We start from the raw sequence: 6,765 nt of genomic DNA, 5'->3' as shown, positions 1-6,765 counted from the left end.
CGAGACCGGCGACGCGGAGCTGGTGGTCGCCGGCGGCGTCGAGTCGATGAGCCGCGCGCCCTGGGTGCTGCCCAAGCCCGAGCGCGCCTACCCCGCCGGCCACGAGACACTGCACTCGACCACCCTCGGCTGGCGGCTCGTCAACCCGGCGATGCCCGAGCGCTGGACGATCTCGCTCGGCGAGGCCACCGAGCACCTGGCGGAGCAGCACGGGGTCGACCGCGAGGCCCAGGACGCGTTCGCCGCCCGCAGCCACCAGCGGGCGGCCGCGGCGTGGGCGTCCGGGGTCTTCGCGGACGAGATCGTGCCGGTCGCCGGCGTCGAGCTGGAGCGGGACGAGGCGATCCGGCCCGAGACGACGGCCGAGCGCCTGCGCGACCTGCGGCCGGCGTTCCGGCCCGACGGGACCGTGACGGCCGGCAACGCGTCGCCGCTCAACGACGGCGCCTCGATGGCGCTGCTGGGGACCGAGGCCGCGGCGGCACGGCTGGGCGTCGAGCCGCTGGCCCGGATCGTCTCGCGCGCCGCGCACGGCAACGACCCCGACCTGTTCGGCTACGCGCCGGTCGCCGCCGCCGACGAGGCGCTGCGCCGGGCCGGGATCGGCTGGGACGACGTCGCCGCCGTCGAGCTGAACGAGGCGTTCGCGGCCCAGTCGGTCGCCTGCCTGCGCGGCTGGCCGGCGCTCGATCCGGAGCGCGTCAACGTCCACGGCGGCGCGATCGCGATCGGCCACCCGCTCGGCGCGTCGGGCACCCGGATCCTCGGCCGGCTGGCCCACGACCTGCGGCGGCGGGGCGGCGGCTACGGCGTCGCGGCGATCTGCATCGGCGTCGGCCAGGGCCTGGCCGTGGTGCTGCACCGCTGACGAGTCCGCCGGCGGTCGATCGATGATTTCCGCTGCGCGTCGCGGTCTCAGCATCCACGACCGCGGTGGCTGCACCGCGACGACCGACTGGAGTGGACATGGCCAAGCTGATCTACGCGGCGATCGCCTCGCTCGACGGCTACGTCGAGGACGAGGAGGGCAGGTTCGACTGGGCGGCGCCGGACGAGGAGCTGCACGCGTACGTCAACGACCTCGAGCGGCCGATCGGCACCTACCTCTACGGGCGCCGGATGTACGAGACGATGGTGTTCTGGGAGACCGCGAGCAGCGATGCCGGCGAGCCCGCGGTGCTCTCGGACTACGCCGGGATCTGGCGAGCAGCGGAGAAGGTCGTCTACTCCCGGACGCTGCAGGCGGTCTCCAGCGCCCGGACGCGGATCGAGCGCGAGCTCGATCGAGACGCCGTCCAGCGGCTCAAGCGGTCCTCGGCGACCGACATCGCCGTCGGGGGCGCCCAGCTGGCCGGCCACGCGATCGGCGCGGGGCTGGTAGACGAGTGCCATCTGTTCCTGTGCCCGATCGTGGTCGGAGGCGGCAAGCGCGCCCTGCCCGACCACGTCCGCACGCGACTCGAGCTGCTCGGCGAACGCCGGTTCCCGAGCGGCGTCGTCCACCTCCACTACCGCCTGGGCGCCTGAAGGAGCTCGTCGATGACCATCACCATCACCGCCTTCGAACGCTCGCCCGACGGCGGCAGGGGACTGGCGCGGGACACCCGCGTCCGCTGGGCGCTCGAGGAGGTCGGCCAGCCGTACGAGGTCCGGCCCGTGTCGTTCCAGGCGAAGAAGCAGCCGGCGCATCTGGCGCTCCATCCCTTCGGGCTGATCCCGACGTACGAGGAGGGCGATCTGGCGCTGTTCGAGACCGGTTCGATCGTGCTCCACATCGCCGAGCGCCATGCGGGCCTGTTCCCGAGCGACGCGGATGCGCGGGCGCGCGCGATCACCTGGATGTTCGCGGCCCTCAGCACGGTGGAGCCGCCGATCCTCGACCTCTCGATGGCCAAGGTCGTCGAGAGCGACAGGCCGTGGAGCCGGGAGCGCCTGCCGCTGGTGCAGGACCGCGTCCGCGAGCGGCTGGGACAGCTGTCCGTCCGTCTCGGCGACGCCGACTGGCTCGACGGGGCGTTCAGCGCGGGGGACCTGATGATGGTGTCGGTGCTGCTCAGGACGAGGCCCTCGGGCATCCTGGACGAGTTCCCGAACCTGGCGGCCTACGTCGCGCGTGGCGAGGCGCGGCCGGCCTACCAGCGGGCGTTCGCCGCGCAGCTGGCGCAGAACACCGGCACGCCGCCCGCGTAGCGGCGCGGCCCTCCGCGCGTCCTTCGCGAGCCCGTGGTATCACCGATGCGCGAGCTCGGCGCTCTCGGCACGCTTGGAGCGATGCTCCGACGTGCCGCCATGGCCTCGCTGCTCGCCGTCTCCGTGGCGCTGGCGATCGTCGCCCCCGCCCAGGCGCGGCCGAGGGGTCCCTTCTACTGGGACGTCTCGCTGAAGGGCACCCAGGACGTGAGGTGGAGCTTCGCGGTCGAAGACCCTCGGGCCTGCCCCGACTTCGCGGGTCGCAGCGGGCAGGGCAAGGGCCAGGTCACGATGGACTTCTCCAGTTCCGCGACGCGCCCGTTCCGGCTCGCCTTCGATCCGGCCGGGTCGTACCACACCGTGTTCGACGCGTCGGTTCCGTTGGCCTACTCCAACCAGGGCGGCATCTCCTCGTCGAACGGGATGCCGTGCGGGGCAGGCGCGGAGGATCCCGCGCCGCTTCCGCACCTCAACGACAGCAGCGGCTGCGGAGCGCAGACGACCCGACTCGAGGCCTCGGCCTGGCTGAGCCGCAAGAAGCTGCGCCTCGACGGATCTCCAACCCACCTGAAGTTCCCCGCCGGCTGCCCGACGCCGTGGGACAGCATGCAGTGGGGCGTCTACGCCCAGGGCGTGTGGTCGCAGGACGGCACCTGCAAGCCGGACGAGTACGCGCTCGGCAGCCTCGTCGTGCCCGCGACGCGCGTGTCGCTCGCCAAGTTCACCGCGAAGAAGCCGTTCGCCCTCGACGTGAACCAGGCCTACCACTGCGAGTTTCCGCCGCGGTTCGTGGGAGACAAGGGCTCCCTCGAGATCAACACCGTGATCCGCTACCGGCTGTCCTTCAAGCCCCGCAAGCAGGCGCGGGCCAAGCACCCGGGCGCCTGAGCGGCGACTCGCGCTGGGGTGCGCGGGGCATCTGCTCGATCTGACCCCTCATCGAGCGCCGCGCTCACGGGCAACGCTGCAAGTTGACGCCAGCCGCGACCGCGCTGTGCCTCCGACATCACAGCTGCTCCAAGCTACGACTGTCACCTGCGATGCGGTCGCGTGGAGTCGGTCACCGTCCGGTGCCGTCGGGGTGCCCGGTCATCGGTGTGTTCCGGTCCCCCGAGTAGCGTGCTGCCGGCATGTATGTCACCGCGCTGCGAGCACGTGGGTATCGCAATCTCGACGGGACCTTCGGGGTCTGCAATCCGCTCGCCGTCCTCGTGGGCGAGAACAACGCGGGCAAGAGCAACGTGATCGACGGCGTGAGGACCGTGCTCGAACCCGAGGCTGGCCCGCGGGGACGCTGTTGGCTGCGCGAGGAGGACTTTGCGCACGACGGCCGAGGCAATCGCCTCACCGACGAGCTCGAACTCGAGGTGCAGCTGGGCGGGCTCACCGCGGCAGAACAAGCGCGGATGGTGACGTGCCTCGCGCCCAACGCCGGCGTCGGCGTAGCCAAGCTCCGGCTCCGGGCGACGCTCGGCGCTGATGGGCGGGTCCAGACCCAATGGTTCGGTGGCGACTCCGATCAGGCGGAGGTGGAGCGACACGCGCGCGACGCAGTGCGCTTCGTCTATCTCCCCCCGCTACGCGACGCTGCCGCTGACCTTCGTCCTGGCCGTGACAATCGACTGATCCCCTTCGTCAAGGCCCTCGCCCCCCAAGGACATCCAGATCATCAGGCGATCATTGACGCAGCCCAGCTGGCGAACACGGCACTGGACGCCATCCAAACGATTGTGGATGCGCGTTCCCATGTCACTGACCGTCTTGACGCGATGACGGGGCGAGGCCGTTTTACGCAGCACAGCGGACTTGCCTTTGAGGATCCGAAGTTTGAACGCGTAGTCGGTGCGCTACGGGCAAAGATCGGCCAGCTCGCCGCGTTGGAGATGGACGAGAGCGGTCTGGGCTACAACAACCTGCTGTACATGTCGGTGCTGCTCGCGGCGATCGCCGCCCCGCGTGATGAGGAGCCGACTCTTCGGGTGCTGCTGGTTGAGGAGCCAGAAGCCCACCTTCATCCGCAGCTCCAGGACCTCCTGATGCGCTTCTTGGAGACCGAGGCGAGCAGCGCGACGCAGGTGATCGTCACGACCCATTCTCCGACGTTCGCGTCGTCAGCGCGGGTGGAGCGGCTCAGTGTTCTTGCTCGCGGAGGCGATGGCCGGCCGCGCGCACGTCTCCCCCGGGATTTCGGCCTCGAGGACAGGCAGTTGGCCTACTTGCGCCGGTTCCTCGACGTGACGAAGGCGTCGCTGTTCTTCGCGGGTTCGGTGATCCTCGTCGAAGGTGTTGCCGAGCAGCTACTCGTCCCGGTGATCGCCGAGCGACTGGGGCGGCCGCTCGCGCCAAACGGGGTCACCGTGATCAACATCGGCGGTGTGGCGTTCCCGCCGTTCACTGATCTGTTCGGACCGGACAAGTTGCCGTATCGCGTCGTCGCGGTCTCCGACGGCGACGCGCAGCCATCGGCCAACGAGCTCGAAGGTGAGACAGCGGCCTTGTCGCCGAGGGCCGAGTCGCTCAGGACGCGGGCGGGCGACAACGTCGCCGTCAAGCTCGCGCAGCGCACGCTGGAGTGGGATCTTGCCGCGGCGGGCAACGGCGACGTCATGTTGAGCGCCCTGGAGCAGGTCAAGCCGATCGCCGGTCCGCGACTGCGGGCTTCCCTCGCGGGCAAGACGGCCGTCGAACACGCCGACGAGATCCTGAAGAGCGTCGTGACCGTCAAGGGCCGCTACGCACAGGAACTGGCTGAGCTGTTCGCCGACCCCTACACGGCGATTAGCGTCCCCGACTACCTGCGCGAAGCGATCGAGTGGGTGACCGAATCTCCGGCCAGCGAGCAAGTCGGGTGATCCTTACCGAGCAGCAGCGGGCGGTCGTTGACGCCGAAGGCGACTTTCTACTTTTGGCCTGCCCTGGATCGGGCAAGACGCGATCGGCGGCGGAGCGCACGGCGCGGCTCACACGCACGCCGGGCGCAAAAGTCGCTGTCTGCTCCTACACCAACGTCGGCGCTGACCGCATCGGCACGGTGCTCGCCGCAGAATTGGGGGTGGCCCTAGACCAAAAGCACTTCCTCGGGACCATCCACAAGTTCCTCCTGCGATACGTCGTCCATCCCTACGCGCACCTGCTCGGCGCCGAGCGGGGGCCGTTCATCCACGAGGGCGGCGGCTGGCCCGAAGTCCGGGTCTACGGAGACAACACCCAACGCATCGGCCTGGATCGATTCCGCTGCACCGCTGACGGCAGCCTCACCGTTACGCGCGCCCCGCGCGGCGTCAGGGGCACCAGTGAGGAGATCGTCGCCGCGGTCGGCCGGGAGGTCCGCCAGCGCAAGGGCGGCCTATTCCGCCGCGCGGGACTCCTGACCGCTGACGACGCGATGTGGATTGCCCTGCGCTTGCTACGCGAGTTCTCGCCCGTCGCACAAGCGGTCGCCGGACGGTTCGACGAGCTGCTGCTTGACGAGGCCCAGGACACCTCCGAGCTTCAGCTCGCGTGCCTGGAGGTCCTTCACGCGACCGGTGCGTTGCGCTCGCTGGTCCTCGTTGGTGACCTGGAGCAGTCGATCTTCTCGTTTCAAGGCGCCAGCGCCGAGCGCTGCCAGAAGCTTGCAGATGATCGCGGCCTGCGGGTCCTTTCACTTACCGAGAATCACCGCTCGTCGCAGCGAATCTGCGACGCGGCCGTCAACTTCTGTACCCGCACGACGCCCGACACCGCCGTTGGTCCTCACGCGGGGTGCGAGATCTCACCAGAGGTGATGCTCTACCCCGCCAAGGAGCCGCAGGCCGCGCTGGCGGTCTTCCGTGCACGGCTCGCGCGCTACGAGATGACCCCGGAGCAGGCGACGGTCCTGGCGCGCAACTGGAAGATCGTCGACGCCCTCAACGGGCAGACCTCGCTATTCAAGGACACCGAACGCCAGTACGTCCTCGGGCGGCTCGCAGCGCGCCTTGCCGCTGGCACGCTGACCGCTCACGATGTCCGACGCGCCCAGAGACTCCTCGCCTACTGCGCCTGGGACACCACGCACGTCGACACGCTCACCGATGAGCAGCGTGCGGCTCTGCGCCGCGCCGGCCACCTGCTCCTTGGCCGGCTGCCAGCGCTCGGCGGCGATCTCCGCACGTGGCTCGTCAGCGCCCGCGAAGCGCTCCACGCCGTCGCGTCGACGCTTGAGGCCAAGGTCGCTCACGTCGGCGGTCGAGCCGTGACCACCAAGCCCGACTGGGCCAACGAGAAGGCGAACGACGTGTTCGCGCCGGCGCCGCGCGAACTGAGCGCTCGAACGGTCCACTCCTTCAAGGGCGAGGACAGCGATGCCGTCATGGTTGTCATCCGACGCCCGCACGGCAGCGACCCAACCTCGCAGATGGAGCTGTGGGAGGCCGCTGTGGCGGGGACTGAGATCGATGCCGAGAAGGCCGAAGAGCGCCGCGTCTTGTTCGTCGCGCTCACCCGGGCGCGACGGTACTGTCTGGTCGCCCTGCCCGACGACGGCCGGGGCCGGAGTGTCGCGGCGTCGTGCACGTCGCTCGGCTTTCAGGTCATCACGACGACGTAGGCTCA

The 6,765-nt window shown here is 70.0% G+C and carries 6 protein-coding genes; all 6 read left to right on the top strand.

The annotated features are described in order from the left end of the window. On the top strand, nucleotides 1-868 hold an 868-nt coding region (locus PAI11_RS18095), incomplete at its 5' end, for a thiolase family protein (RefSeq protein WP_040600873.1). Nucleotides 869-966: 98 nt separating this feature from the next. Next, on the top strand, nucleotides 967-1,527 hold the full coding sequence (locus PAI11_RS18090; RefSeq protein WP_040600886.1) for a dihydrofolate reductase family protein: 561 nt from the start codon (nucleotides 967-969) through the stop codon (nucleotides 1,525-1,527). A 12-nt stretch (nucleotides 1,528-1,539) separates the two neighbouring features. Beyond that, complete coding sequence (locus tag PAI11_RS18085) at nucleotides 1,540-2,190, top strand: glutathione S-transferase family protein (protein WP_040600872.1); 651 nt, start codon at nucleotides 1,540-1,542, stop codon at nucleotides 2,188-2,190. Nucleotides 2,191-2,289: 99 nt separating this feature from the next. Continuing rightward, on the top strand, nucleotides 2,290-3,078 hold the full coding sequence (locus PAI11_RS18080; protein ID WP_007577464.1) for a hypothetical protein: 789 nt from the start codon (nucleotides 2,290-2,292) through the stop codon (nucleotides 3,076-3,078). A 242-nt stretch (nucleotides 3,079-3,320) separates the two neighbouring features. Further along, nucleotides 3,321-5,042, top strand: coding sequence for an ATP-dependent nuclease (locus PAI11_RS18075; protein ID WP_040600871.1), 1,722 nt, complete (start codon nucleotides 3,321-3,323; stop codon nucleotides 5,040-5,042). Further along, nucleotides 5,039-6,760, top strand: coding sequence for a UvrD-helicase domain-containing protein (locus PAI11_RS18070; protein ID WP_040600870.1), 1,722 nt, complete (start codon nucleotides 5,039-5,041; stop codon nucleotides 6,758-6,760). The genes PAI11_RS18075 and PAI11_RS18070 overlap by 4 nt, the downstream gene beginning before the upstream one ends. Nucleotides 6,761-6,765: the final 5 nt, after the last annotated feature.

The organism is Patulibacter medicamentivorans, from assembly GCF_000240225.1.
In the GTDB taxonomy this organism is placed as follows: Bacteria; Actinomycetota; Thermoleophilia; order Solirubrobacterales; family Solirubrobacteraceae; genus Patulibacter; species Patulibacter medicamentivorans.
Note: the sequence above shows the minus strand (reverse complement) of the source record. Positions and strands in the feature narration are given on the sequence as shown.

Coding starts and splice junctions, on each gene's coding strand:
- PAI11_RS18085 (WP_040600872.1), top strand. CDS start 1,540: ATGACCATCACCATCACCGCCTTCGAACGCTCGCCCGACGGCGGCAGG.
- PAI11_RS18080 (WP_007577464.1), top strand. CDS start 2,290: ATGGCCTCGCTGCTCGCCGTCTCCGTGGCGCTGGCGATCGTCGCCCCC.
- PAI11_RS18090 (WP_040600886.1), top strand. CDS start 967: ATGGCCAAGCTGATCTACGCGGCGATCGCCTCGCTCGACGGCTACGTC.
- PAI11_RS18075 (WP_040600871.1), top strand. CDS start 3,321: ATGTATGTCACCGCGCTGCGAGCACGTGGGTATCGCAATCTCGACGGG.